This is a genomic window from Myxococcota bacterium, assembly GCA_041389495.1.
Classification (GTDB): domain Bacteria; phylum Myxococcota_A; class UBA9160; order UBA9160; family UBA4427; genus JAWKRT01.
Map to the genome: position 1 here is coordinate 293,430 of JAWKRT010000001.1, position 23,075 is coordinate 316,504.

Annotated in this window: 22 protein-coding genes and 1 pseudogene; 14 read left to right on the forward strand and 9 right to left on the reverse strand. The window is 73.7% G+C overall.

Annotation, left to right across the window (positions count from 1 at the left end; genetic code table 11):
• Entirely contained in the window at positions 1–2,571 is a 2,571-nt protein-coding gene (locus tag R3E88_01280) for a PBP1A family penicillin-binding protein (GenBank protein MEZ4215086.1), read from the reverse strand.
• Between the two features lie 178 nt (positions 2,572–2,749).
• Here R3E88_01280 and gshB point away from each other — a divergent pair, with 178 nt between their 5' ends.
• From gshB to R3E88_01305, 5 genes are all read left to right on the forward strand, one after another.
• Positions 2,750–3,721 (forward strand): glutathione synthase, encoded by a 972-nt coding sequence (gene gshB, locus R3E88_01285; protein ID MEZ4215087.1) that lies wholly within the window; start codon positions 2,750–2,752, stop codon positions 3,719–3,721.
• Between the two features lie 404 nt (positions 3,722–4,125).
• Positions 4,126–4,476 carry a hypothetical protein gene (locus R3E88_01290; GenBank protein ID MEZ4215088.1) on the forward strand — a complete coding sequence of 117 codons (351 nt, stop codon included), beginning with the start codon at positions 4,126–4,128 and terminating at the stop codon, positions 4,474–4,476.
• A gap of 163 nt (positions 4,477–4,639) precedes the next feature.
• Positions 4,640–6,142, forward strand: coding sequence for a sigma-54 dependent transcriptional regulator (locus R3E88_01295; protein ID MEZ4215089.1), 1,503 nt, complete (start codon positions 4,640–4,642; stop codon positions 6,140–6,142).
• Positions 6,143–6,153: 11 nt separating this feature from the next.
• Positions 6,154–6,687 (forward strand): methylated-DNA--[protein]-cysteine S-methyltransferase, encoded by a 534-nt coding sequence (locus R3E88_01300; GenBank protein ID MEZ4215090.1) that lies wholly within the window; start codon positions 6,154–6,156, stop codon positions 6,685–6,687.
• A gap of 80 nt (positions 6,688–6,767) precedes the next feature.
• Positions 6,768–7,190 (forward strand): hypothetical protein, encoded by a 423-nt coding sequence (locus tag R3E88_01305; protein ID MEZ4215091.1) that lies wholly within the window; start codon positions 6,768–6,770, stop codon positions 7,188–7,190.
• 22 nt (positions 7,191–7,212) lie between these two features.
• Here R3E88_01305 and R3E88_01310 read toward each other — a convergent pair whose 3' ends face one another.
• The 3 genes from R3E88_01310 to R3E88_01320 form a co-directional block, all read right to left on the reverse strand.
• Positions 7,213–7,677: a DUF411 domain-containing protein gene (locus R3E88_01310; GenBank protein ID MEZ4215092.1), complete on the reverse strand. Its 465-nt coding sequence runs from the start codon at positions 7,675–7,677 to the stop codon at positions 7,213–7,215.
• Positions 7,678–7,739: 62 nt separating this feature from the next.
• Positions 7,740–10,046, reverse strand: coding sequence for an ATP-dependent RecD-like DNA helicase (locus R3E88_01315; protein ID MEZ4215093.1), 2,307 nt, complete (start codon positions 10,044–10,046; stop codon positions 7,740–7,742).
• 13 nt (positions 10,047–10,059) lie between these two features.
• Positions 10,060–11,271 (reverse strand): aminotransferase class I/II-fold pyridoxal phosphate-dependent enzyme, encoded by a 1,212-nt coding sequence (locus R3E88_01320; GenBank protein ID MEZ4215094.1) that lies wholly within the window; start codon positions 11,269–11,271, stop codon positions 10,060–10,062.
• 291 nt (positions 11,272–11,562) lie between these two features.
• Between R3E88_01320 and R3E88_01325 the strand changes: the two genes are divergently transcribed.
• From R3E88_01325 to R3E88_01345, 5 genes are all read left to right on the forward strand, one after another.
• Entirely contained in the window at positions 11,563–12,150 is a 588-nt protein-coding gene (locus tag R3E88_01325) for a TIGR00730 family Rossman fold protein (GenBank protein MEZ4215095.1), read from the forward strand.
• Between the two features lie 41 nt (positions 12,151–12,191).
• Positions 12,192–12,866 (forward strand): leucyl/phenylalanyl-tRNA--protein transferase, encoded by a 675-nt coding sequence (gene aat / locus R3E88_01330; GenBank protein ID MEZ4215096.1) that lies wholly within the window; start codon positions 12,192–12,194, stop codon positions 12,864–12,866.
• A gap of 76 nt (positions 12,867–12,942) precedes the next feature.
• On the forward strand, positions 12,943–13,917 hold the full coding sequence (locus R3E88_01335) for a quinone oxidoreductase (GenBank protein ID MEZ4215097.1): 975 nt from the start codon (positions 12,943–12,945) through the stop codon (positions 13,915–13,917).
• A 49-nt stretch (positions 13,918–13,966) separates the two neighbouring features.
• Positions 13,967–14,770 carry an SDR family oxidoreductase gene (locus R3E88_01340; GenBank protein MEZ4215098.1) on the forward strand — a complete coding sequence of 268 codons (804 nt, stop codon included), beginning with the start codon at positions 13,967–13,969 and terminating at the stop codon, positions 14,768–14,770.
• 20 nt (positions 14,771–14,790) lie between these two features.
• Positions 14,791–15,342: a GNAT family N-acetyltransferase gene (locus R3E88_01345; GenBank protein MEZ4215099.1), complete on the forward strand. Its 552-nt coding sequence runs from the start codon at positions 14,791–14,793 to the stop codon at positions 15,340–15,342.
• Here the strand turns inward: R3E88_01345 and R3E88_01350 are convergent.
• Both R3E88_01350 and R3E88_01355 read right to left on the reverse strand, forming a co-directional pair.
• Positions 15,339–15,845 (reverse strand): N-acetyltransferase family protein, encoded by a 507-nt coding sequence (locus R3E88_01350; protein MEZ4215100.1) that lies wholly within the window; start codon positions 15,843–15,845, stop codon positions 15,339–15,341. The two genes, R3E88_01345 and R3E88_01350, sit on opposite strands and share 4 nt — an antisense overlap.
• Positions 15,842–16,213, reverse strand: a complete 372-nt coding sequence (locus R3E88_01355; protein MEZ4215101.1) for a hypothetical protein — start codon at positions 16,211–16,213, stop codon at positions 15,842–15,844. Before R3E88_01355 ends, R3E88_01350 begins: the two co-directional genes overlap by 4 nt.
• 96 nt (positions 16,214–16,309) lie before the next feature.
• On the opposite strand from R3E88_01355, the gene R3E88_01360 reads away from it, so the two are divergent.
• The 4 genes and pseudogenes from R3E88_01360 (at position 16,310) to R3E88_01375 (ending at position 18,193) form a co-directional block, all read left to right on the forward strand.
• Complete coding sequence (locus R3E88_01360; GenBank protein ID MEZ4215102.1) at positions 16,310–16,717, forward strand: hypothetical protein; 408 nt, start codon at positions 16,310–16,312, stop codon at positions 16,715–16,717.
• A gap of 3 nt (positions 16,718–16,720) precedes the next feature.
• Positions 16,721–17,302: pseudogene (locus R3E88_01365) on the forward strand (HAD family phosphatase).
• A gap of 123 nt (positions 17,303–17,425) precedes the next feature.
• Positions 17,426–17,830 carry a peptide-methionine (R)-S-oxide reductase MsrB gene (gene msrB / locus R3E88_01370; protein MEZ4215103.1) on the forward strand — a complete coding sequence of 135 codons (405 nt, stop codon included), beginning with the start codon at positions 17,426–17,428 and terminating at the stop codon, positions 17,828–17,830.
• Between the two features lie 6 nt (positions 17,831–17,836).
• Positions 17,837–18,193, forward strand: coding sequence for a DUF4345 family protein (locus tag R3E88_01375; protein MEZ4215104.1), 357 nt, complete (start codon positions 17,837–17,839; stop codon positions 18,191–18,193).
• 15 nt (positions 18,194–18,208) lie between these two features.
• Here R3E88_01375 and R3E88_01380 read toward each other — a convergent pair whose 3' ends face one another.
• The 3 genes from R3E88_01380 to R3E88_01390 all read right to left on the reverse strand — a co-directional run bounded on the left by R3E88_01380 (position 18,209) and on the right by R3E88_01390 (position 23,075).
• Positions 18,209–18,841: an isochorismatase family protein gene (locus R3E88_01380; protein ID MEZ4215105.1), complete on the reverse strand. Its 633-nt coding sequence runs from the start codon at positions 18,839–18,841 to the stop codon at positions 18,209–18,211.
• 38 nt (positions 18,842–18,879) lie between these two features.
• The gene (locus R3E88_01385; GenBank protein ID MEZ4215106.1) at positions 18,880–22,002 is read right to left on the reverse strand and encodes a sulfatase-like hydrolase/transferase; all 3,123 of its coding nucleotides are present in this window, start codon (positions 22,000–22,002) and stop codon (positions 18,880–18,882) included.
• Positions 22,003–22,217: 215 nt separating this feature from the next.
• Entirely contained in the window at positions 22,218–23,075 is an 858-nt protein-coding gene (locus tag R3E88_01390; protein ID MEZ4215107.1) for a hypothetical protein, read from the reverse strand.

Consider the following 23,075-nt stretch of genomic DNA (forward strand, 5'->3'; position numbering starts at 1 on the left):
TCAGAACGCGTCGGTGCGGAGCGCGCGCTCGGCGTCGAGGTCGAGCGAGTGCGCGGCGGAGGCCTGCGTGGGCTCGGTGCCCTCGACGAAGGGCTGGAAGTAGGCGCCGGGCGTTCCCGGGCTCGCGAGCAGGCCCGTCTCGGGATCGATGCGCACCGCGACGATCCCCGACGGCACGGGATAGTCGCGCACCGGATAGTGCTCGAGCGCCTCGCGCATGTAGTCGCGCCAGATCGGGAGCGCCGCGCCGGCGCCGGTCTCGCCGACGCCGAGCGGCTGGAGCTGGTCGTGCCCGACCCACACGCCCGTCGTCACCGCGGGCGAGAACCCCATGAACCAGGCGTCGTTCTGGTCGTTCGTCGTTCCGGTCTTGCCCGCGAGGTAGCCGCCGAGCGACGCGAGCCGGCGCCCCGTGCCCTCGAGCACGACGGCGCGCAGCATGTCGCACATCAGGTAGGCCTCGGCCTCGCTGATCACGCGGTCGGTCGGGACGATCTCGCCGTCGGGATACGGCTCGAGCCCGTCGCTCTCGACGTCGGGGTCGTCGAGCCGCTTGAGCACGGGCGCGGGCGGATCGCCGAGCGGCACGTCCTCGAGCAGCACCTCGCCGTCGCGGTCGGTCACCTTCGTGATGTAGCGCGGCACGACGCGGCGCCCGCCGGCCGGGAAGATCGCGTAGGCGCGCGTCAGCTCGAGGAGCGTCACCGTGCTCGAGCCGAGCGCGAGTGAGAGGTCGCGGTCGAGCGGCGACTCGATGCCGAAGCGCCGCGCGTAGTCGATCACGTAGTCGACGCCGATGTCGCGGAAGAGGTGGACCGTCGCGTTGTTGACCGAGAGCGCGAGCGCGCGCCGCATCGAGATCGGGCCGTAGAACTTGCGCCCGTAGTTCTTGGGCTTGTACTGCCAGCCCGAGACGGGGTCGGTCTGCACGATCGGGCGATCGATGAGCAGCGTCGCCGGCGTGCGGTGGCGCGAGATCGCCGCGCCGTAGATGAACGGCTTGAACGACGACCCCGGCTGGCGATGCGCCTGCGTCACGCGGTCGAACGAGCTCGCCTCGAAGTCGTAGCCGCCGACGAGCGCGAGCACGTCGCCCGTGCGGTTCTCGATCGAGAGCAGCGCGCCCTGGACGGCCGGCGGCTGCCCGAGCCCGAGCCGCGGGAGGCGCCGCGCCGCGCCCTCCTGCTCGGCGAGCGCGGCGGCACCGGGCTCGTCCTCGAGCCGCACGAACGCCGCGACGTCGCCCACCGCGAGCACGTGCGCGATGTCGTTCACGGGCGCGCCGCGCGTCTTCGGGTTGGGCTCGCGGGCCCAGCGCACGTCGGCGACGGACACGAGCCCCTCGACGCCGGGCGCGAGTGCGACGAGCGCCGTCTGCGCGCCGCGATCGACGGAGAGCACGACTCCCTGCAGCCGCTTCTGGAACGGCACCTCGACCGCGTCGCCTTCGAGCGGCGCGTCCTCGTCGCCGCCGCGGCCGAGCGCGAGCTCCGCGTCCGGCGCGTCCGGCCCGTCCGGCGCGCCGAGCGCGTTGTGCTCGCCGACCTCGGCGACCGCGGTGTCGAGCTCGCGCGCGGCGACGCGGCGCATCGGGCCGCGATAGCCCTGCCGGTGATCGAGCGCCTCGAGCCCGGCGCGCACGGACGCGACGGCGACGCGCTGCAGGTCGAGGTCGAGCGACGTCTCGACGCGCAGGCCGCCGCGGTTCACGCGGTCGCCGCCGAAGCGGTCGTAGAGGTAGCGGCGCACGAGCTCGCTGAAGTAGGCGGCGGCCTCGAAGTCGTCGTGCTCGTCGGGGCGCTTCAGGACGGGAATCTCGGCGAGCGCGGCGTCGTGCGCGGCCTGGTCGATCGCGCCGTCGGCGAGCATGCGCCCGAGCACGTAGCGGCGGCGGCGGTCGGCCGCCTCGAAGCTCACCCACGGCGAGTAGGAGCTCGGCCGCTGCGGGAGTCCGGCGAGCATCGCGCTCTCGGACACGCTGAGCTCGTGCACCGGCTTGTCGAAGTACGTGCGCGCCGCCTCGCCGATGCCCCACGCGCCGCTGCCGAAGTAGATCTGGTTCAGATAGAGATAGAGGATGTCGTCCTTGCTGAAGTTGCGCTCGATCAGGAGCGCGAGGATCACCTCGCGGATCTTGCGACGATAGGTGCGCTCGGGCGTGAGCAGCAGGCTCTTCACCATCTGCTGCGTGATCGTGCTCGCGCCCTGCTGGATCTCGCCGCCGGCCCGCAGGTTGGCGAAGGCCGCGCGCGCGATGCCGGCGTAGTCGATGCCGCGGTGCTCGTAGAAGGAGCCGTCCTCGGCCGACACGAAGGCCTGCCGCGTGAGCACGGGGATCTCGGCGAGCGGGACGATCCGCCGCCGCTCGAGCGCGAACTCGGCGACGAGCCGCCCCTCGCGATCGAAGAGCTCGGTGACCGTCGGAGGACGGTAGTCCTCGATGGTCTCGAGATCGGGCAGGTCGCGCAGGAAGGCCACGTAGAACGCGACCGCTCCCCCCGCCGCGCCGAGCGTGCCGAGCACGCCCAGGGCGATCAGGATCCGGACCCCCCTTCGCCGGACGAAACCCATTGAATCTCCAAGAGTTCGCGGACCGTAGCCGAGCGCTCGCCGCGCGCGCCACGAAGGCGCCGGACGGGCCGGCGCCGCACCCTCATCGGCGGCCGCGGCATCGTCCTGCACCGGCCGCCCGCGCCCCGCGCGCTGCTAGGTTGCGCCGTCGTCCGGCGGAGGAGCGAAGCGCGAGCCCATGCCCACGGGAAATGCTCTCACCCTTCTGTTCGTCATGGATCCGATCCAGACGGTGAACATCCGCGAGGACACGACCTTCGCCCTCATGCTCGAGGCGCAGCGGCGCGGCCATCGCGTCTACTACGCCGACCCCGACGATCTCGGCGTCGATCGCGGGCGCGTCGTCGCGCTCGCGGCGCCGGTCGTCCTTCGCCGCGAGCCCGGCCGCCACGTCGACGTCGGGCCGCGCGAGCGCCTCGACCTCGACGCCCAGGTGGACGTCGCATTCCAGCGCAAGGATCCGCCGGTCGACGCGGCGTATATCGCAGCGACGCAGGTGCTCGGTGTGTGCCGGCGCACGCTCGTGCTGAATCGCCCGTCGAGCATCCTCGCGTTCAACGAGAAGCTCTTCGCGCTCCACTTCGCCGACCTCATGCCGCCGACCATCGTGACCCGCGACATCGCAGAACTGCGCGGATTCATGGCGGAAATCGGGGGAGAACTGGTCGTGAAGCCGCTCGGCGGGCGCGGGGGCGAGGGCGTCTTCGTCGTCTCGGCGAGCGACCGCAACCTCGGCTCGATCCTCGAGCAGGCGACCGACTTCGGCCGCCGCCGCGCGATGGGGCAGCAGTTCCTGCCGGCCGTGCGCGAGGGCGACAAGCGCATCCTGCTGCTCGAGGGCGAGCCGCTCGGTGCGCTCCTGCGCGTGCCCGCGAAGGGCGAGTTCCGCGCCAACCTCCACGTCGGCGGCGCGGGCGCCCGGGGCGTGCTCGACGACGCCGACCGCCGGATCGTGGAGCGGCTCGCTCCGGAGCTCCGCCGCGAGGGCCTCTTCTTCGTCGGGATCGACGTGATCGGCGGCCGCCTCACCGAGATCAACGTCACGAGCCCGACCTGCATCCAGGAGATCGACGCCATCGACGGCGTCTGCCTCGAGACGCAGGTGATCGAGCGGGTGGAGCTCCGCGCCGCGGAGCGGCGCGGCGAGTAGGCGGGCCGCGGAGCGGCGCGGCAGGTAGGCGGGCCGCGGAGCGGCGCGGCAGGTAGACGGGCCGCGGCGCCGGCTCGCAACTCTCCTCCCTATCTGTCCGACGATGCTCGCTGCCGGCGGCCGTCGGTGCGTTGACACCGCAGCGGAGCACGCCATCATCGGGCCCGAGCAGCGCGGAGGGACGGCGGCTCCCCGTACCGCCGTTCCAGCGCGAGCCGGTCCTCGGCGCGAGCGCGCCGGGCACCGAGTCGTCTCGCTTCGCGTCGCTCTCCTCCGCGATCGCGCGCACCGGCGTCCGCGTCGAGTGCGCATCCGTCTTCGGACGCGTCGCGCGCGCCCTTCCGGCGTGCGGGCGCGAGCTCGGAGTCGTCCGCTGTGCGCGGACCATGAAGGGGGGAGTGAGGATGGCGATCAAGGTTGCGAGAACGGGAATCGAGCGCGAGTACGGCTGGCTCTACTACCTCGACAAGAACGGCGACGTGAGTCGCGTCGCCGCGCAGCGGGGCGGAGGCCGGCAGAAGCGGGGCAAGCGCGAGCGCATCGCGAAGGCCGGCGTCGAGCGGGAAGAGGGATATCTCTACTTCATCGACAAGGACGGCGACGTCGCGCGCGTCAAGATGGCGCGCCCCGGCGGCAAGCGGCGCGCGGGCAAGGCCAAGCCCAAGGCGCGCACCGCGGCGCGGCGGGCGACGGCGCGGCGCGGCACCGCGCGCAAGAGCGCGAGCAAGGGCGCGAAGCGCCGCGCGCGGCGCTAGGCGCGCAGCCGCTCGCGCGCCGCGCGGCGCGCGACGAACGAGCAGGGGGCGGCGGGCCGGGCCCGCCGCCCCTTTGTCGTGCGCGCTCGCGATGCGTCCGGTCGCCGCGCGCGCCGGTCTCCGCCGCGATCCGCGCCGCGCGATTCGCGACTATGCTCGCCGCATGAGCAGCGAGGAGCCGCAGCGCGCGCCGCGCGCCGTCCTGATCGTCGACGACGAGCCCGGCATCCGCGAGTCGCTCGAGCTCACGCTCGGCTCCGAGTACACGACGTTCACGGCCGCGAGCGGCGACGAGGGGCTCGAGATCCTCGATCGCGAGGACGTCGCGTGCATCATCGCCGACCAGGTGATGCCCGGCATGAGCGGCGTCGAGTTCCTCGAGCGCGCGGGCGAGCGGCGTCCCAAGGCCATCCGCATGATGCTCACGGGCTACGCCGACCTCCCGTCGCTCGTGCGCGCGATCAACGAGAGCAACATCTACCGCTACCTGCCGAAGCCGTGGGAGCCCGACGAGCTTCGCCTCAACGTGCGCCGCGCGATCGAGGCCTACGAGCTCGGCTTCGCGAACGAGAAGCTCGCCGCGCAGCTCGCCGAGGCGATGGAGAAGCTGCGGGCCGAGAACGTCTTCCTGCGGCGCGAGGTCGCGAACCGGTACAGCTTCGACGGCATCATCGGCGACAGCCAGGCGATGCAGCGCGTCTTCGACGTCACCGAGAAGGTCGCCGCGACGACGGCGACCGTGCTGCTCACCGGCGAGACCGGCACGGGCAAGGACGTGCTCGCCCGGGCCATCCACTACGCGGGCCCGCGCAAGTCGCGCCGCTTCGTCGCGCAGAACTGCGGCGCGCTTCCCGACACGCTGCTCGAGAGCGAGCTCTTCGGGCACAAGCGCGGCGCGTTCACCGGCGCGCTCGAGGACAAGAAGGGCCTCTTCGAGCTCGCCGACGGCGGCACCATCTTCCTCGACGAGATCGGGGAGACCGAGCCGGGCATGCAGGTGCGTCTGCTGCGCGTGCTCCAGGACGGCGAGATCCGCCCGATCGGCTCGTCCGAGACGAAGCACGTCGACGTGCGCGTCATCGCCGCGACGAACCGCGACCTCCGCAAGGAGGTCGAGGCCGGGCGCTTCCGCGAGGATCTCTTCTACCGGCTGCGCGTCGTCGAGATCGCCGTGCCGCCGCTGCGCGAGCGCCGCGACGACATCCCGCCGCTCGCGCACCACTTCCTCGACCGCGCCGCCGCGCGCATGCAGCGCGAGGTGCGCGGCTTCACGAACGCCGCGATGGACCTGCTCGTCGCCGCGCGCTGGCCGGGCAACGTGCGTCAGCTCGAGAACGAGATCGAGCGCGCGATCGCGCTGGCGCCGCCCGAGGCGACGACGATCAGCGACGACATGCTGTCGGCCGAGCTGCGCGGGCCGGGCGCGGCGGCGGTCGCCGCCGCCGCCGACGCGCCCATCACCGACTGGAACCTCAACGACGCGGTGGATCGCCTCAAGGCCCGCCTGATCCTCGGCGCCCTGCGCGAGACGGGCTCGAAGACGCGCGCGGCCGAGCGCCTCGGCATCCCGCGCCAGTCGCTCCAGAAGATGATGAAGCGCCTGCAGCTCGCGGACGCCGACGCCGAGCCCGCCGATGCCGCGCCCGCCGGCCGCGGCGCCAAGTAGAATCCCGCCCGATGGAAGTGCTCCACTACGCCGACGTCGAGACTCCCGTCGGATCGCTGCGCGTCGTGTCCTCGGGGCGCGGGCTCGTGTACGTGGAGCTGCCGAACGCGAGCGGTCGCGGGCTCGCGGGCTGGATGAAGCAGAACGCGCCGGGCGGGAGGCTCCTCGAAGGCTATGCGCCGAACCGCGCCGCCGCCGTCCAGCTCGTCGACTACCTCGAGGGCAAGCGCCAGCGCTTCGATCTCTCGCTCGACCTGCGCGCGACGCCCTTCCAGCTCGCCGTCTACGACGAGGTCGCGCGCGTCGGGTTCGGCGAGACGGCGACGTACGCGGAGATCGCCGCGCGCATCGGTCGGCCGAAGGCCGTGCGCGCCGTCGGCGCCGCGAACGGCGCCAACCCGATCCCGCTCGTCGTCCCGTGCCACCGCATCATCGCGAGCAGCGGGCGGCTGCACGGCTATGCGGGCGGGCTCGAGCTGAAGGCGCGGCTGCTCGCACTCGAGAGCGCCGAGCGCGCCGCGCCGCCCGAGGGCTGGCTCCTCTAGAGGATGGAACGCGCGCCGCGGCTGCGGTGCGCGCGACGACCGGGAACGCAACACAGCAACGAGGACGAGGAGGGAGTTCGATGTCGATGGAACGGATGCGGGCGCAGTGGCGGCTCGTCGCGATCGCGGCGTTCGCGCTCGCGAGCTTCGCGTGCGCGAACGCGGGCGGTGGTGGGGGCGGCGACGCGAGTGCCGCGACGGCGGACGCGAAGCCGGCGGCAGCGAAGCAGGCCGCTTCGGACACGCCGATCCCGGCCGGCCACCCGCTCGCGAAGGTCGAGAAGGGCATGTCCGACGACCAGGTGGTCGCGATCCTCGGTCAGCCCGATCACCAGAACGCCTACGTCACCGCCAAGGCGTTCCTTCCGTGGAACTACAGCCCCGACACCTCCCGCTCCGACTTCATCTACAAGGGGAAGGGTCGCGTCGTGTTCTCGCGCAACGCCTACAGCGGTCGCCTGAAGGTCATCCGCGTCATCTACAACCCCAACGAGATGAAGTGACGCCGACGCGCGACGTCGTCGCCTACGGCCCGTGGGTGGCGAACGTCTCGGTGCCGCCCTCGGCGCCGAAGGCGACGACGTCGTAGCGGTCGGAGCGCGGGCCCTCCATGCCGGGCGAGCCCATCGGCATGCCCGGCACGGCGAGGCCCGCGACCTTCGGCTTCGTCGCGAGCAGCCGGCGGATGTCCGCCGCCGGCACGTGTCCCTCGATCACGTATCCATCGACGAGCGCGGTGTGGCACGACGCGAGGTGCGCGGGCACGCCGTTCATCTGCTTCACGGGGTCGACGTCCGGGACGTTGGTCGCCGTGACGGCGAAGCCGTTCGCCTCGAGGTGCTCGATCCACTTCGTGCAGCACCCGCACGTCGGCGACTTGTAGACGCGCACGCTCGTCGCGTCGTCGCCGCCCGCCGCGGCGAGCGGCGACAGCAGTGCGGCGAGCGCGGCGAGGGCGACGGCGAGACCGGTCGAGAGTCGATGGCGCATGGCGTCCTCCTCGGGCGGTGCGAGACCCGGTGGGCGGCGCGAGGCAGCCTAGCGCGCGCCCGTCACGGCGCTGCCGCGAGCCACTCGCCGAGCTTCGTGTGCCGCGGCTCCGCGCCGCCGCGCTCGATCGCGAGCTCGAGCGCGCGCCGCTGCCCGACGACGACGACGAGCTTCCGCCCGCGCGTCACCGCCGTGTACACGAGCCGACGATCGAGCATCTTGAAGTGCTGCGTCGTGAGCGCGATCACGACCGCCGGATACTCCGACCCCTGCGACTTGTGGACGGTGATCGCGTAGGCGAGCGCGAGCGCGTCGAGCTCGCTGCGCGCGAAGTGCACGGGCTCGGCGTGCCCGTCGAACCGGACCGAGAGCGCGCGCTCCTCGAGGTCGACGTCCTCGACCACGCCGAGATCGCCGTTGAAGACGTCCTTCTCGTAGTCGTTCTCCGTCTGCATCACGCGGTCGCCGGGCGCGAACGCGACCTCGCCGTGCTCGAGGCGGCGCGCGCCTCCCGCCTCGGGGTTGAGCGCCGCCTGCAGCGCGCGGTTCAGGCTCTGCGTGCCGAGCGGGCCGCGGTGCATGGGCACGAGCACCTGTACGTCGCGCCGCGGGTCGAGTCCGAAGCGCGCCGGAATGCGCTCGCGCACGAGCGCGAGCACGAGCTCCGCCGCGCGCTCCGGCTCGTTCGCCTCGACGAGATAGAAGTCGTCGCCCGTCGCGCCCGTCGCGCCGGGTGTGCGCGCGTCGCCCTCCCGCGCGCGCGCGGCCGGCACGCGGCCCTCGTGGATCGCGTGGGCGGCGCGCACGATCCCGCTCTCCGCGGCCTGACGGAAGATCTCGCGCAGCTCGACGCACACGGCGACGCCCGATGCGACGACGTCGCCGAGCACGCGGCCCGGGCCGACCGACGGCAGCTGGTCGGCGTCGCCGACGAGCAGGAGCGCGGCGTGCGGGGGGAGCGCGCGCAGGAGCGCGGCGAAGAGCGGGACGTCGAGCATCGACGCCTCGTCGACGACGACGAGGTCGCACTCGAGCGGCGCGTCGACGCCGCGCTTGAACCCGCCGCTCTCGCGCCGCGCAGGGTCGACCTCGAGCAGCCGGTGCAGGGTGCGCGCGGGCTGGCCCGTCGCCTCGGCGAGCCGGCGCGCCGCGCGCCCCGTCGGCGCGGCGAGCTCGATGCGCACGTCCTTCTCGCGCAGGATCGCGAGCAGCGTGCGCACGAGCGTCGTCTTGCCGACCCCGGGCCCGCCCGTGAGCACGCCGAGCTTCGCGCCGACGAGCGCGCCCGCGGCCTCGCGCTGGCTCGCCGAGAGCGCGACGCCGAGCTGCTCCTGCGCGCGCTCGATCGCGCGCGCGACGTCGATGCGCGGCCACGGCGGCGCGCTCGCGCGGAGACGGCGGAGGCGCGCGGCCGCCTCGCGCTCGGCGCGGTGCAGGCGCGGCAGGAACACGGCCGGCTCGCCGCCGATCGCGTCGCGCACGAGCGCCTCCGACGCGACCTCGGCGTCGAGCGCGTCGCGCAGCCGCTCGGGTGCGGCCGCGAGCAGCTCGCCCGCCTGTGCGAGCAGCTCCGCCTCGGGAAGCGCGCAGTGCCCGGCGGCGCTCGCCCGGTCGAGCACGTGCTGCAGGCCGGCGCGCATGCGCACGCGCGCGCCGGGCTCGACGCCGAGCCGGCGCGCGAGCGCGTCGGCCGTCGCGAAGCCGATGCCGCGCACGTCGCGCGCCAGGCAGTACGGGTCGCTGCGGATGCGCGCGATCGCGTCCCGGCCGTAGCGGCGGTGGATGCGCACCGCGCGCGCCGCGCCGACGCCGTGCGAGTGGAGGAACAGCATCAGCTCGCGCACCTCGCGCTGCGCGCGGATCGAGCGCGCGATGCTCTCGGCGCGCACGGCGCCGACGCCCTCGACCTCGCGCAGGCGCGCGGGCGCGCGCTCGACGACGTCGAAGACGCGCTCGCCGAACGCCGCTACGAGGCGCTTCGCGAGCTCGGGGCCGATGCCGTGCACGGCGCCCGACGCGAGCCAGCGCTCGATGCCGTCGCGCGTCACCGGTGGCGCGAGCGCGATCTCTCTCGCGCGCAGCTGCAGGCCCCACTTCGGGTCGGTCTCGAAGCGTCCCTCGGCGCGGATGCCCTCACCCGCGGCCGCGTCGGGGACGGTGCCGACGACGGTGACGAGCTCGCGCTCGCCGGGAACGCGCACGCGCAGCACGCCGAAGCCGCTCTCGGGCTCGTGATAGGTCACGCGCTCGATCGTGCCCGCGACCTCGACGTCCGCGCCCTCGGGTCGCGCCGCCTGCGCGAGCGAGAGCTGCGCGGGCGCGCCGCGGCGGGGCGGAGTGGCGCGCGGTTCGTCGGGCGGCTTCGCCACGCGCCGGGGCGCGCTACACGCGCGCGAGCGCCTGCGCGAGGTCGCGCAGCAGGTCGTCCGCGTCCTCGATGCCGCACGAATAGCGGACGAGCGAGTCGGTGATGCCCATGGCGAGGCGGTCCTCGCGCGGCACGTCCCAGTAGGACATCGTGAGCGGCAGCTCGACGAGCGACTCGACGCCGCCGAGGCTCGGCGCCTGGTACGGGATCTCGAGCGCGTCGACGAAGCGGATCGCGCCCGCGAGGTCGGCTTCGAGCTCGAACGTGACGACGCCCGAGAAGCCGCCCATCTGGCGCTTCGCCGCCGCGTGGTCGGGGTGGCTCGCGAGGCCCGGGTAGAAGACGCGCCGCACCTTCGGATGCGCCTCGAGCCACTCGGCCACCGCCTGGCCGTTCGCGTTGTGGCGCTCCATGCGCAGCGACAGCGTCTTGAGCCCGCGCAGCAGGAGCCACGCCGCGTGGCTGTCGACGACGCCGCCGAGCACGCCGACCGCGGCGCGGATCGGCTCGACGACCTCGCTCGAGCCCGTCACGACGCCGGCCAGCAGATCGTTGTGGCCGCCCATGTACTTCGTCGCGCTGTGCAGCACGAGGTCGGCGCCCTGCTCGAGCGGGCGGTGGTTCACGGGCGACGCGAACGTCGTGTCGATCACCACCTTCACGCCGCGCGCGTGCGCGACCCGGCACGCCTCCTCGACGTCGATCACGCGCAGGTACGGGTTCGTCGGCGACTCGGTGAAGAAGAGCGCGGTGTCGTCGCGCAGCGCGGCCGCGAGCTTCTGCGTGTCGCTCGGCTCGATCACGGTCGTCTCGACGCCCATGCGCCCGAGGTACTGGCGGATGAACTGGCGCGTGCGCCGGTAGCAGTCGCTCGTCACGACGAGGTGGCTGTCGGGCGGGAGCAGCGCGAGGAAGGTCGTCGTCGCGGCGCACATTCCCGACGCGAACAGCACGCTCGCCTCGCCGCCCTCGAGCTCGCACAGCTTGCGCTCGACGGCGCGCCACGTCGGGTTGCCGTAGCGACCGTACTCGTCGCGCGGATTGCGGCCTTCGTTGTAGTCGATGACGGCCTGGGAGCTCTCGAACCAGAACGTCGACGTCTGGTGGATCGGCGTCGTCACCGCGTGGGAGTCGCGGTGGCGTCGCTCGCCGCCGTGCACGGCGCGCGTCGACGGCCCCGAGGTGGCGCCGCCGCGCGACCCCGGCTTCACGGGTCGTTCGCTCATCGGATCGTCTCGCTCTCCGGAGGGCGCGCGGGCACGCCGCCGCCGCTTCGCGTGGCGCTTAGCACGTCGGTTCCGCGGGTCCGGAACCCGGCCTCGCGTGCGCGGCTCGCGGGAGCCGGGCGGCGCGGCCGGAAGGCGGGGGTCCGAGGGCCTGCAAGCGCCTGAAATCGTCCCTGTGTCGTTCGAACCTGGCGCGGCAGCGTAGCCCGCGGCTCCGCCGCGGCCAAGCGAGCTAGCCTCGCCCGACGTCCGCGACGCGTCGCACGGCGAGTCGGTCGGCGGGAGGTTCCGATGGCGCGGCTCGGCCGTGTGCTCGTCTTCTGCGCATCGAGCCGCAGCTGCGACCCGGCCTATCACGAGGCTGCCTCGCGGCTCGGGCGCGCGCTCGCGCGTGCGGGCGTCGGCATCGTGTACGGCGGCGGCGCGCACGGCTCGATGGGCGCGCTCGCGGGCGGCGCGATCGAGCACGGCGGGCACGTGCACGGCGTGCTGCCCCATTTCATGAAGGACCTCGAGTGGGGCCACGAGGGGCTCGCGCGCCTCGAGCTCGTGTCCGACATGCGCGAGCGCAAGCGCCGCATGCTCGACGCGGCCGACGCCGTCGTCGCACTGCCCGGCGGCTGCGGGACGCTCGAGGAGCTGTTCGAGGCGATCACGTTCAAGCGGCTCGGGCTCTACACGGGCCCGATCGTGCTCGTGAACACGCGCGGGTTCTTCGCGCCGTGCGTCGAGCTGCTCGAGCGCTGCGTCGCGGAGCGCTTCATGAGCGACGCCCACCGCGCGATGTGGTGCGTGGTCGACGAGCCCGAGGACGTGCTGCCCGCGATCGAGCGCGCGCCGGCCTGGAGCGAAGCGGCGCGCGGCTTCGCCGTCTCGTGAGCGCCGCGCCCGCGGTGCGGCGCGCGCGCCTCGACGCGCTCGTGCGCGACTGTCGCGAGCGCTTCCCCTTCCCGGACGTGCGCGACGCCTCGCCGCGCGGCCTCCTCGCCTACGGCGGCGACCTCTCGCCCGAGCGGCTCGTGTCGGCCTACGCGAGCGGCGTGTTCCCCTGGTACGACGAGCCGCCCATCCTGTGGTTCTCGCCCGACCCGCGCATGGTGCTCGTGCCCGGCGAGCTGCACGTCGGGCGCACGCTGCGGCGGGCGCTCGAGCGCGGACGTTATGCGGTGCGCTTCGACACGGACTTCGAGGGCGTGATGCGCGCCTGCGCATCGGCGCCGCGCCCCGGGCAGGACGGCACGTGGATCACGCCCGAGATGATCGACGCCTACGTGCGCCTCCACGAGCTCGGCCTCGCGCACAGCGCCGAGGCGTGGGAGGACGAGCGGCTCGTCGGCGGGTGCTACGGCGTGTCGCTCGGCGCGGCCTTCTTCGGCGAGTCGATGTTCGCGCGGCGAAGCGACGCGTCGAAGGTCGCGTTCGCGACCCTCGTGCAGCACCTCGAGCGCTCCGGGTGCGCGCTCGTCGACTGTCAGATGCACACCGCGCACCTCGCGCGCTTCGGCGCGCGCGAGTGGCCGCGCGACGCGTTCCTCGAGGCGCTCGAGCGCGCGCTCGACGCGCCGACGCGCGTGGGGCCCTGGACGGAGCGCTGAACGCGCGCCCCAGCGCCCGGCCGTCGGCCGCGCCGCGGCGGTGGCGCGCGCGGGGCGGGTGCTAGGCTGCGCGGCCATGCCCCGAAGCGTGCGATTCCACCGGACCGGCGGCCCCGAGGTGCTGGCGTGCGAGGACGTGCCGGCGCGCGCGCCCGGCCCGCACGAGCTGCGCGTGCGCGTGCGCGCGGCCGGCGTCAACTTCATCGATGTCTACCACCGCACGGGGCTCTACCCGAGCGCGCTCCCGTTCGCGGCGGGCTACGAGGGCGCGGGCGTCGTCGAGGAGGTGGGCGGCGCGGTGCGCGGCTTCCGCGAGGGCGACCGCGTCGCGTGGCCGTTCGCGCCGGGCTCGTACGCCGACGAGATCGTGCTCCCCGAGAGCGCGGCGGTCGCCATCCCCGACCCGGTCGGCGAGGAGACGGCGGCGGCCGCGATGCTGCAGGGCATGACGGCGCACTACCTCACGCACGGCGTGCGCGCGACGCGGCCGGGCGACACCGCGCTCGTGCACGCGGCCGCGGGCGGAACGGGCCTCCTGCTCGTGCAGATGCTGAAGGCGGCGGGTGCCTACGTGATCGGGACGTGCTCGACCGACGAGAAGGAGCGCGTCGCGCAGGCCGCCGGCTGCGATCGCATCGTCCGGTACACGGAAGCCGACGTCCCCGAGGCCGTGAAGCGCATCACCGCCGGGCGCGGCGTCGACGTCGTGTACGACTCGGTCGGGCAGGCGACGTTCGAGGGCAGCCTCGCATCGCTGCGGCCGCGCGGGCTGCTGTGCTCGTTCGGGCAGTCGAGCGGGCCGGTGCCGCCTTTCGAGCTGCGACGTCTCAACGCGATGGGCTCGCTGTTCGTGACGCGGCCGACGCTCGCGCACTACATGGCGACGCGAGAAGAGCTCGAGATGCGCGCGAACGACGTGCTCGACGCCGTGGCCGACGCGCGGCTCGACGTCCGCATCGGCGCGCGCTTCCCGCTCGAGCGCGCGGACGAGGCGCACCGCGCGCTCGAGGGCCGCGCGAGCACCGGCAAGCTGCTGCTGATTCCGACCTAGCCTCCGCGCGGGCGCGACGCGTAGACTGCGCGCGCGGGAGGACGCAGGCATGGGACGGCTTCGGGATCGCGTCGCGATCATCACGGGTGCGGGCATGGGCATCGGCCGCGGTCTCGCGCGGCGATTCGCGCGCGAGGGCGCGAAGATCGTCGTGGCCGAGTACGCGGAGGCGGCGGGCCGCCGCACGGTCGAGGAGGTGGAGGCGCTCGGGAGCGAGGCGCTCTTCACGCACACCGACGTCGGCGAGATGGCCCAGATCGACGCGATGATCGAAGCGGCGGCCGAGCGCTTCGGCCGCATCGACGTGCTCGTCAACAACGCCTGGTCCGGCGGGCCGCCGCAGCGCGTCGAGTGGTTCGAACGGCCCGAGCTCGATCGCGCCTGGCGCATCGGCTTCCTCGGCTGCCACCGCGCGATGAAGCAGGCGTTCCCGTACATGAAGGCGCAGGGCGCCGGGTCGATCATCAACCTCTGCTCGCTGAACGGCGTGAACGCGCACATGTTCACCATGCACTACAACACGGCGAAGGAGGCGCTGCGCGCGCTCACGCGCACGGCGGCCGTCGAGTGGGGGCCGTACAACGTTCGCTGCAACGTGATCTGCCCGGCCGCGGCGACCGAGTCGTACAAGGCCTTCGCGAGCGCGAACCCGGAGACCGCCGCCGAGATGCTCAAGGAGAACCCGCTCGGACGCATGGGCGACCCCGAGGAGGACATCGGCGGCGCCGCGCTCTTCCTCGCGAGCGACGACGCGCGCTACGTCACCGGCAACACGCTCTTCGTCGACGGCGGCGGGCACATCAACGGCGTGTCGTGGCGCCCCGCGCTCCCGGAGGAGAAGCCGCCGCGATGACGGCCCTCGCCTAGCGTCGCGTGCGCATCCGCACCGAGAGGCTCGCGCTGCGCCCGTTCGCGGCGGGCGACGTCGACGCGCTCCACGCGCTGTTCGTCCTCCCCGACGTGCGCCGGTTCCTGTGGGACGACGTCGTCGTCGACCGCGCGACGGTCGAGGGCGCCGTCGCCGCGAGCGAGGCGCTCGTGGCCGAGCGCGGCTACGGCCTGTGCCTCGCGCACGCGAGCGACGACGGCGCGCTCGTCGGGTTCTGCGGCCTGCGCGACTTCGCCGACCCGCGCGCGGGAGGCGCGCCCCGCCCCGAGCTGCTCTACGGGCTCGACCCCGCGCGCTGGGGTCGCGGCTACGCGTTCGAGGCCGCGGTCGGCGTGCTCGGCTACGCGTTCGACGCGCTCGGCCTCGACGCCGTGTACGCCGGCACCGACCCGCCGAACGTGCGCTCGCGCCGCGTGCTCGACCGGCTCGGCTTCGCGCGCTTCGAGCGGATCGAGGTCGGTGGGCTGCCCGCGGACTACGGCGCGGTCGACGCATCCGCCTTCGCGCGCGCGCGGGCCGCCGCGCATCTCGACTAGCGAAGCCGCTTCTCGTACCACGCGACGCTCCAGTAGCGCCCGTGCTTGAAGCCGACCTCGTCGAACACCGCGACGCGCGCGAAGCCGTGCCGCTCGTGCAGCGTCGTCGAGGCCGCGTTCGGGAGCGTGATGCCGGCGTAGGCGCGGTGGACGTCCTCGCGCGCGAGCGCGTCGAAGAGCGCATCGTAGAGGCGCGCGCCGATTCCGCGTCCGGTGGAGCCGGGCGCCAGGTAGATGCTCGTCTCGACCGAGGTCGCGTAGGCGCCCTTCGGGCGGAACCCGTGGCTCGATGCGAATCCCACCGCCTCGCCGTCGACGTCCGCGACGAACAGACGGTGGCGGCCCGTCTCCGCGAACTGCGCGAGCCACGGGCGCCGGCCCTCGACGCCGAACGGCTCGAGGTCGAAGGTGATCGCCGTGTGCTCGACGTAGTGGTCGTAGAGCCGCGCGAGCGGAGCGAGGTCGCCGTCGCGGCCCGCGCGGATCGCGACGCCGTCGCTCACGACGGGCGCGTCGCCCCGCGCGCGCGCGGCGCGCGGGCCCGGTCGCGCGCCTCGCCGGCGCCGCTCTCGCCGTCGCCCCCTGCTTCGTCCCCGTCGTCGGCGGGGTCGCGCTGGTCGACGTTCACGAGGTCGATCGGGTCGCAGTCGAAGGCGTCCGAGACGAGGCAGAGCACGGCGTACGGGACGCGTTCGTCGCGCTCCTCGATCCCGGCGAGCAGGTTCGGGCTCACCGTCGATCGCAGGCCGGTCGCCGCGAAGCGCCGGGCTTCGATGTGCGAGCAGAGGTCGCGCGGCGACCAGCCGCGCTCGTGGCGCAGCCTGCGGACGGTGAGCCCGTCGGGTCGGACTTCGGCATCGTCGTCGTACATCGCGGAGTGCGGAGTGTACGGCCGGCGGGCGCGCGGCGGTCGAGGATTCGCAGGGCGCGTCGTAGACTGCGCGGCGCGCGGGAGGCGGAACGCGGGATGAGGGGATTCGAGCTGCTCGAACGCGCGCGCGACGCGCGCGCCGTCCTGCTCACGGTGCTGCGGGTGCCGCCGTCGTCGGGCGCCGACGCGGAGGAGCGGGGGGCCGCCTTCGTGCTGGTCTTCGACGCCGGGCGCGTGCTCGTGGCTCCGTCCGATCCGGGCGCGCGCGACCTCTGCGCATTCCCGCTCGAGAGCGACGACGACGTCCCCGCCGACGCGCGATCCGCGGCGGAGGAGGAGCCGTGGTGGCGCGTGCTCGGCGCTCCGCTCGCCGGCGCGTGGAGCGAGGAGGGGGGCGCCGTGCTGCGCCTGCAGCTGCGCGACGACGCCGACGCGCCGCGCTTCGCGTCGCTGCGCCGCGAGGGGGCGGGCGTGCGCGCGGCGATCGCGCGGGCGCCTCGTTAGGCCGTGCGCGACGCACCCGCACTCGTCCTCTTCGACTGCGACGGCGTGCTCGTCGACAGCGAGCGCATCGCGAACGACGTGCTCGCGCGCAGGCTCTCGGACATCGGGCTCCCGACGACGCGCGAGGAGTCGATGCGGCTGTACATGGGGAGCACGCTCGCGGGCTGCGCGGCGCTGATCGAGGAGCGGCTCGGCCGCGCGCTGCCGCCGCGCTTCATGGACGACTACCTCGCGGAGCGCACCGAGGCGCTCGCGCGCGGGCTCGCGCCCGTCCCGGGTGTCGAGGTCGCGCTCGACGCACTCGCCGCGCGCGGCGTCGCGACGTGCGTCGCATCGAGCAACGCGCGCCGCGTCACCGAGGCCTCGCTGCGCGTCGCGGGCCTGCTCGATCGCTTCGCGGGGCGCATCTTCAGCGCGGCCGAGGACGTCGCGCGCGGCAAGCCGCACCCCGACGTCTTCCTGCACGCGGCGGCCGCGTTCGCCGCACCGCCGCGCGCGTGCGTCGTCGTCGAGGACAGCCCGCGCGGCGCGCGCGCGGGCGTCGCGGCGGCGATGCGCACGCTCGGGTTCGCGCGCGACGTGTCCGCGGCCGCGCTGCGCGCCGTCGGCGCCGAGCCGTTCACCGCGATGGCCGAGCTGCCCGCGCGGCTGCTCGGCGAGGCGCGGCCCGGTGCTAGCCTCGGCCGCACGCGCAGGGAGGGCCGGGCGATGGCGGACGAGAAGGTCGCGAAGAGCGAAGCCGAGTGGAGGGAGCAGCTCGACGAGGCGCAGTACCAGGTCACGCGCTGCTCGGCGACCGAGCGGCCGTTCACCGGGAAGTACTGGGACTGCAAGGACGACGGCACCTACCGCTGCGTGTGCTGCGGCCAGGATCTCTTCCGCTCCGACGCGAAGTTCGACTCGGGCACGGGCTGGCCGAGCTTCACGACTCCGACGAGCGGCGGCGCGGTGGCCGAGCGCGGCGACGCCTCGCACGGCATGGTCCGCACCGAGGTCGTGTGCAGCCGCTGCGACGCGCACCTCGGCCACGTCTTCCCGGACGGCCCCGGGCCGACGGGGCTCCGCTACTGCATCAACTCGGCCGCGCTCGACCTCGAGCGCGACGGCGACTAGCGAGCGATGGACCCGGCGAGCGTCGTCGCGAGCGCGGGCGCGATCGCGACCGCGGCGCTCGGCGTGCTCGGCCTCGTCGCGCCGGCGCGCGCGAACGCGTTCACGAGCATGGCGCCGGTCGGGATCCTCGGCGTGTCCGAGACGCGCGCGACCTACGGCGGGCTCTTCCTCGCGCTCGGTCTCGCCTGTCTCGCTCTCCAGGCGACGACGGCGTTCACTGCGGCGGGCGCCGCGTGGGTCGGCGCGGCGCTCGGGCGCGCGACCTCGTTCCTGGTGGACGGCAGCCGCGAGGCGAAGAACGTCGGCGGCATCGCGTTCGAGGCGGCGATCGGCGCCGCGCTGCTCGCCCCGCTCTGGATGTGAGGCGAGCGCCCGCGCCTAGCGTCCGTGGGCGCGCCAGGCCGCCGCGATCTCGTCGCTCGTGGAGAGGAAGGCGACGTTGCGGATCGAGTAGCGGAGCGCGAGCTCGGCGTACTCGGGCGGGTCGCTCGCGACGCAGTCGGTGGCCACGACGACCGTGTACCCGCGGTTCACGGCCTCGATCGACGTCCCCATGATGCCGACGTTGACCGAGACGCCGACGAGCACGACCGTGCGCGTCCCCGTGTTGCGAAGGTAGGCGTCGAGTCCGCTCTCGTGAAAGCCCGTGAGCCCGTGCTCGCGCGCGACGACGACGTCGCCCGGCTCCGGCGCGACCTCGGCGACGGTCGGGCCCATCGCCGGCGGGCCGCCGCTCTGCGGGCTCGCGTCGCGCAGGCGCCGCTCGAGCGGCGTGTTGAACGGGTTGCCGACGCCGTCGGCGCGCTTCTCGACCTCGCAGTAGAAGACGCGCACGCCCGCCTCGCGCGCGGCGTCGGCGAGCGACGCGATGTGCTCGAGCACCTTGCCCTCGCGCACGGCCCGCGCGAGCCCCGGAATCTGGCTCTTCGGGCCGACGACGCCCTCGAGGCACTCGAAGACGACGAGGGCGCAGTGGCGCGGGTCGAGGTGCGGCGTCAGGTCGTACGGCATGGCGCGCAGTATACGCGCGCGCCCACCGCGCCGGCGGACTAGTTGGGGATGTGGTCGCAGTCGTCGACGTAGCCGAGCACGCGCAGCTGCTCGCACTCCGCGCGCGTCATCGCCTTCGTCTCGCCCGGCTGGAACGCCTTGCCCTGCGCGGCCTGACGCTGCAGCTCCGCGTTCTGCGCGAGGCGCGCCTCGACGTCCGCGTGTCCGCGCTCGACGAGGTTCACCGTCTCGTGCGGGTCGTTCGCGACGTCGAAGAGCTCGCGCGGCGGCACGCCGCGCGGGTTGCCCTCGTTCGCGTGGATGAGCTTCATGTCGCGCGTCCGGAGCGACCACAGCACGTTGCCCTCGTGGTCCTCCTCCGAGAACACCTCGCGATCCTTCTCGTTGCGCGCGTCGAAGCGGACCGCGAGATCGATGCCCTGCATCGCGTCGGGCACCGCGGCGCCCGCGCTCGCGATCAGCGTCGGCGCGACGTCGATCGAGCGCGCGAGCCCCGCCGTCTCGTCGTACGGCAGCGCCGCCCGGCCCTTCGGCCACTTCACGAGCAGCGGCACGCGGATCTGCTCGTCGTACAGCGTGAGGCCGTGCCAGAACCCGCCGTGCTCGTGGAACTCCTCGCCGTGGTCCGCGGTGAGCACGATCAGCGTGTCGTCGTACACGCCGAGCTCCTTCAAGCGGTCGAGCAGCCGGCCGAAGCTCGCGTCGAGATACTCGATCTCGCCCTTGTACAGCTCGCGCATGCGCGCGGCCTCGCCGGCCGGCGGGTCGCCCGCGACGCGCGCGATGCCCGTGCCGTCGTACGGGTGCGCGAAGTACGGGTCGTGCGGGTCCATGTAGTGGAGGAAGAGGTAGAAGCGGTCCTTCGCGTGCCGTTCGAGCCAGTCGAACGCGACCGCGTTCACCACCTGCGAGTCCTGGTAGAAGTCGTTGAAGCGCAGCGTTCCCGCGCGCAGCTTGAGGATCACCTTGCGCGCGATCTGGTAGAGGATCGTCTTCGACGACGACTCCTTCGCCCCGATCAGGTAGTCGGGCGCGAGGTAGCGGTACTCGTCGAAGCCCTGGTCGAAGCCGAAGCTCGGCGCGAGGTTGATGTTGCTGACGATGCCGCCCGTCGCGTAGCCGTGCTCCTGCAGCACCTCGGAGACGAACACGATGTCGTCCGAGAGGCGCGAGGGCTTCGACATGCCGTTGTGCGTCGACGGGAGGAGCGACGTCACGAGCGAGGCCGTCGACGGCTTCGTCCACGACGCGTGCGAGAACGCGTTGAAGATCGTGCCTCCGTCCCGCGCGACGGCGCACAGATGCGGCGTCGCGACGTCGCTCGCGCCGTAGCAGTCGAGGTGGTCGGCGCGCAGCGTGTCGACCATGACGAGGACGAGGTTGGGGCGCTCGGCGAGGTGCGCGGGGACGCCGGCGCCGCCGGGCTTCGCCGCGGCGTGCGGGCCGAACACGGCTTCGGACGCGAAGCCGAGGCCGACGACGACCGCCATCGCCGCGGCCGCGCCGCCCGGGCGCACGAGCCGTCCGAGCGGCCCCGCGAAGATGCGGCGTCCGCCGAGGAAGAGCGCGAGCGCGATCGCGCCGAACGCGACGAGCACCCCGGCGAGCACGGGGAGCGGCGGCATCTGCTCGAGGTAGACGTCGCGGCGCAGGCGGAACACGGTGATCGCGAGGCCGACCGGGACGAGCGTCGCGATCATCGCGAGCGAGGGCGTCCAGCCCTGCGCCTCGTCGCGGCTCATCGGCAGGAGCCCGAGCACCGCGCCGCCGGCGGCGCCGAGCGCGCCGAGCGCCGCGGCGTAGGCGAAGGGCCCGTACCAGAGCACCTGCGCGTCCTCGCCGAAGCCGCCGTGCGCGATCACGAGCGTCTCGACGACGCCGATCAGCAGGCCGGCGACGACGCCGCCGCCGAAGCCGAGCCCCGCGTTGTGCGCGATGCGCGCGAGGAGCGGCGGCACGGGCGGAGCGTCCTCGATCGCCGTGCCGTCCTCGTGCTTGCCGATCTGCAGGTCGGCCGCCGCGCGCGCCGCCTCCGCCCAGTCCACCTGCACGCCGTCGACGCGGCACCACGCGGGCGTGTACGAGGCCGGGCGGATCCACCAGAAGACGCCGCCGAACAGGGTGAGCGCCTCGGCCGCCCAGAAGCCGAGCGCGGCCGACACGATCGCCGGCCCCGCGCCGATCATGTTCTGCAGCAGCACGAGCTGGATGAGCTCGCGGATGCCCTCGCCCGCGATCGTGAACGGCGACAGCACGGTCGCGAGGATCTGGATGGACGACGCGAGCACGATCGGCCAGAAGTGCGCGCCGCCCGCACCGATCGCGAGCGTCGTGAAGAAGTACATCGCGGCCGTCGTGAAGTGGACGACGAAGGAGAGCGCGAAGGCGAGCGCGACGAGACCCTTCTTGTCGCGGTACGCCGCCGCCGAGTGCGAGATGCGCATGATGAGCGCTTCGAGCTGCTTCTTCCCCGGCAGCGGGAGGCGCTCGATGATCCACTGGACGACCTGCGGCACGAACAGCACGAAGAGCAGCGCGCCGACGACGGCCGCGCACACCACGGTCGCGACCACCGCGATCCGGTCGCCGCGCTCGTTGCCGAACACCGAGTGGAACATCGCGACGCCGGCGGGCAGCGCGACGAGGAACGTGAGGAAGATGCCGGAGATGCCGATCACCTTCTCGAGCGCCTTCGCGGCCGTCACCTCGACCGTCCGACCCGAGAAGCGCGCGGCGTCGTACAGCGTGTAGCCGTCCAGGCCGGCCGTGCTCGGCAGGAACGTCCCGATGAAGCGGCCGATCAGGAACGATCCGAACACGTGGCGGAACGGGAGCTCGATGCCCTGGCCGCGCAGCAGCACGACCCAGCGGTACATCGACGCCAGGATGCCGACGAACTTGACGCCCGCCGACGCGAGGCAGAACGTCCAGAACGTGAAGTGGTCGACGCTCGCGAGCGTGTCGAGCACGAGCCTTCCGGCGACGACCCGCGAGCCGTCCTCCATCTTCACCGGGTGCGAGAGCAGGATGTAGAACGCGCCCGCGGTGATCGCCGCCTTGCACACCGTCGAGAGCCGCCCGCGCCACGGATCCTTCGCGAAGCGATTCGACAGGAGCCACGCGATCGCGATCGCGAGGATGACGGCGATGTTCTGCAGCATTCCGGGGCCTCTCCGGCGTGGCCCTCTCGGGCGAGAGGGAGTGCGAGCGCCGCTCCGCTCGCTGGCGGCGAGGCGCTCGAAACCTATGGGATCCGCTTCGATCCGCCAGTGAGTGCGCGGGGCCGCGGCCGGCGTGACGCCGCGCGTCCGCGACCGCTCGGCCGGGCGCGGCGCGTCGGCAGCGGGGCGGCAGCGCGCCCGCGCGCCGCCCGCGTCTAGTACCCGTCGGTGCCGAGCAGGTTCTCGAGGCGCTCGCGGTACTCGCTCTCGGTGATCGTGCCGTTCTTGCGCGCTTCCTTGAGGTCGGCGAGCGCGCGGAGCGTCTCGGCGTCGAGGTCGAGCGTGTCGACGCCGTCGGTCGCCTCGCCCTCCGGAAGCGGGCTCTCCATCAGGATGACGCGCCGCTCCACGTCGCCGTGGTCGGCGCGCACCGGTGCCGTGAAGAGCGCGTCCCGCCAGCGCACGGCGACGCCCTGCGTGCCCGCCGGCGTCATCTTGCGGGTCGGGATGGTGCGGAACGCCATCTGCCGCTCGCCCGGCTGCGGCTCGGGCAGCTTGTCGCCCTCGCGATCCTTCGGGATCTCCCACTCGATGCGGGAGAGCAGGACGTAGAGGCGGTCGTCCTCGAAGTAGGCGACGAGCGACGTGAGGTACTTGCGGTGGAACACGCCGAGCCGCTGCTGCTTGCGGACGGCCATCACCGCGACTTCCTGGTTCGGGTCGGCGCGCTCGAACGCGTCGACGAGCGCACGCGCGATGGGCTGCAGGAGCTCGGGGTGGATCGCGGCGTGCTGCGTGCGCCTCCCGTCCTCGGTGACCTCGACGTCGATCGCGCCGAGGATGTACTGCAGACGCTGCGGCGCGATGGCGGCGGGGTGCTGGTAGCCGCGCGCGACGACGCGCCCGTTCTGGAGCCGGTGGCGCAGCTCGCAGACGACGCCGTCGCGGTCGGAGACCTCCGTCTTCACGATGCGCGTGCAGCCCGCGGAGGCGAGCGCGGCGATCGCGAGGAGGGAGGCGAGGACGGCGGGCGGAAGGGACGGGCCGCGGCGGCGACGGGGGCGTGCGCGCAT

What these genes read in the sequence shown, in the direction of transcription:
- R3E88_01340 (MEZ4215098.1), top strand. Translation starts at nt 13,967, where the DNA reads ATGGGACGGCTTCGGGATCGCGTCGCGATCATCACGGGTGCGGGCATG.
- R3E88_01300 (MEZ4215090.1), top strand. Translation starts at nt 6,154, where the DNA reads ATGGAAGTGCTCCACTACGCCGACGTCGAGACTCCCGTCGGATCGCTG.
- gshB (MEZ4215087.1), top strand. Translation starts at nt 2,750, where the DNA reads ATGCCCACGGGAAATGCTCTCACCCTTCTGTTCGTCATGGATCCGATC.
- msrB (MEZ4215103.1), top strand. Translation starts at nt 17,426, where the DNA reads ATGGCGGACGAGAAGGTCGCGAAGAGCGAAGCCGAGTGGAGGGAGCAG.
- R3E88_01390 (MEZ4215107.1), bottom strand. Translation starts at nt 23,075, where the DNA reads ATGCGCGCACGCCCCCGTCGCCGCCGCGGCCCGTCCCTTCCGCCCGCC.
- R3E88_01290 (MEZ4215088.1), top strand. Translation starts at nt 4,126, where the DNA reads ATGGCGATCAAGGTTGCGAGAACGGGAATCGAGCGCGAGTACGGCTGG.
- R3E88_01380 (MEZ4215105.1), bottom strand. Translation starts at nt 18,841, where the DNA reads ATGCCGTACGACCTGACGCCGCACCTCGACCCGCGCCACTGCGCCCTC.
- R3E88_01335 (MEZ4215097.1), top strand. Translation starts at nt 12,943, where the DNA reads ATGCCCCGAAGCGTGCGATTCCACCGGACCGGCGGCCCCGAGGTGCTG.
- R3E88_01295 (MEZ4215089.1), top strand. Translation starts at nt 4,640, where the DNA reads ATGAGCAGCGAGGAGCCGCAGCGCGCGCCGCGCGCCGTCCTGATCGTC.
- R3E88_01305 (MEZ4215091.1), top strand. Translation starts at nt 6,768, where the DNA reads ATGTCGATGGAACGGATGCGGGCGCAGTGGCGGCTCGTCGCGATCGCG.
- R3E88_01355 (MEZ4215101.1), bottom strand. Translation starts at nt 16,213, where the DNA reads ATGTACGACGACGATGCCGAAGTCCGACCCGACGGGCTCACCGTCCGC.
- R3E88_01385 (MEZ4215106.1), bottom strand. Translation starts at nt 22,002, where the DNA reads ATGCTGCAGAACATCGCCGTCATCCTCGCGATCGCGATCGCGTGGCTC.
- R3E88_01360 (MEZ4215102.1), top strand. Translation starts at nt 16,310, where the DNA reads ATGAGGGGATTCGAGCTGCTCGAACGCGCGCGCGACGCGCGCGCCGTC.
- R3E88_01325 (MEZ4215095.1), top strand. Translation starts at nt 11,563, where the DNA reads ATGGCGCGGCTCGGCCGTGTGCTCGTCTTCTGCGCATCGAGCCGCAGC.
- R3E88_01280 (MEZ4215086.1), bottom strand. Translation starts at nt 2,571, where the DNA reads ATGGGTTTCGTCCGGCGAAGGGGGGTCCGGATCCTGATCGCCCTGGGC.
- R3E88_01310 (MEZ4215092.1), bottom strand. Translation starts at nt 7,677, where the DNA reads ATGCGCCATCGACTCTCGACCGGTCTCGCCGTCGCCCTCGCCGCGCTC.
- R3E88_01320 (MEZ4215094.1), bottom strand. Translation starts at nt 11,271, where the DNA reads ATGAGCGAACGACCCGTGAAGCCGGGGTCGCGCGGCGGCGCCACCTCG.
- R3E88_01375 (MEZ4215104.1), top strand. Translation starts at nt 17,837, where the DNA reads ATGGACCCGGCGAGCGTCGTCGCGAGCGCGGGCGCGATCGCGACCGCG.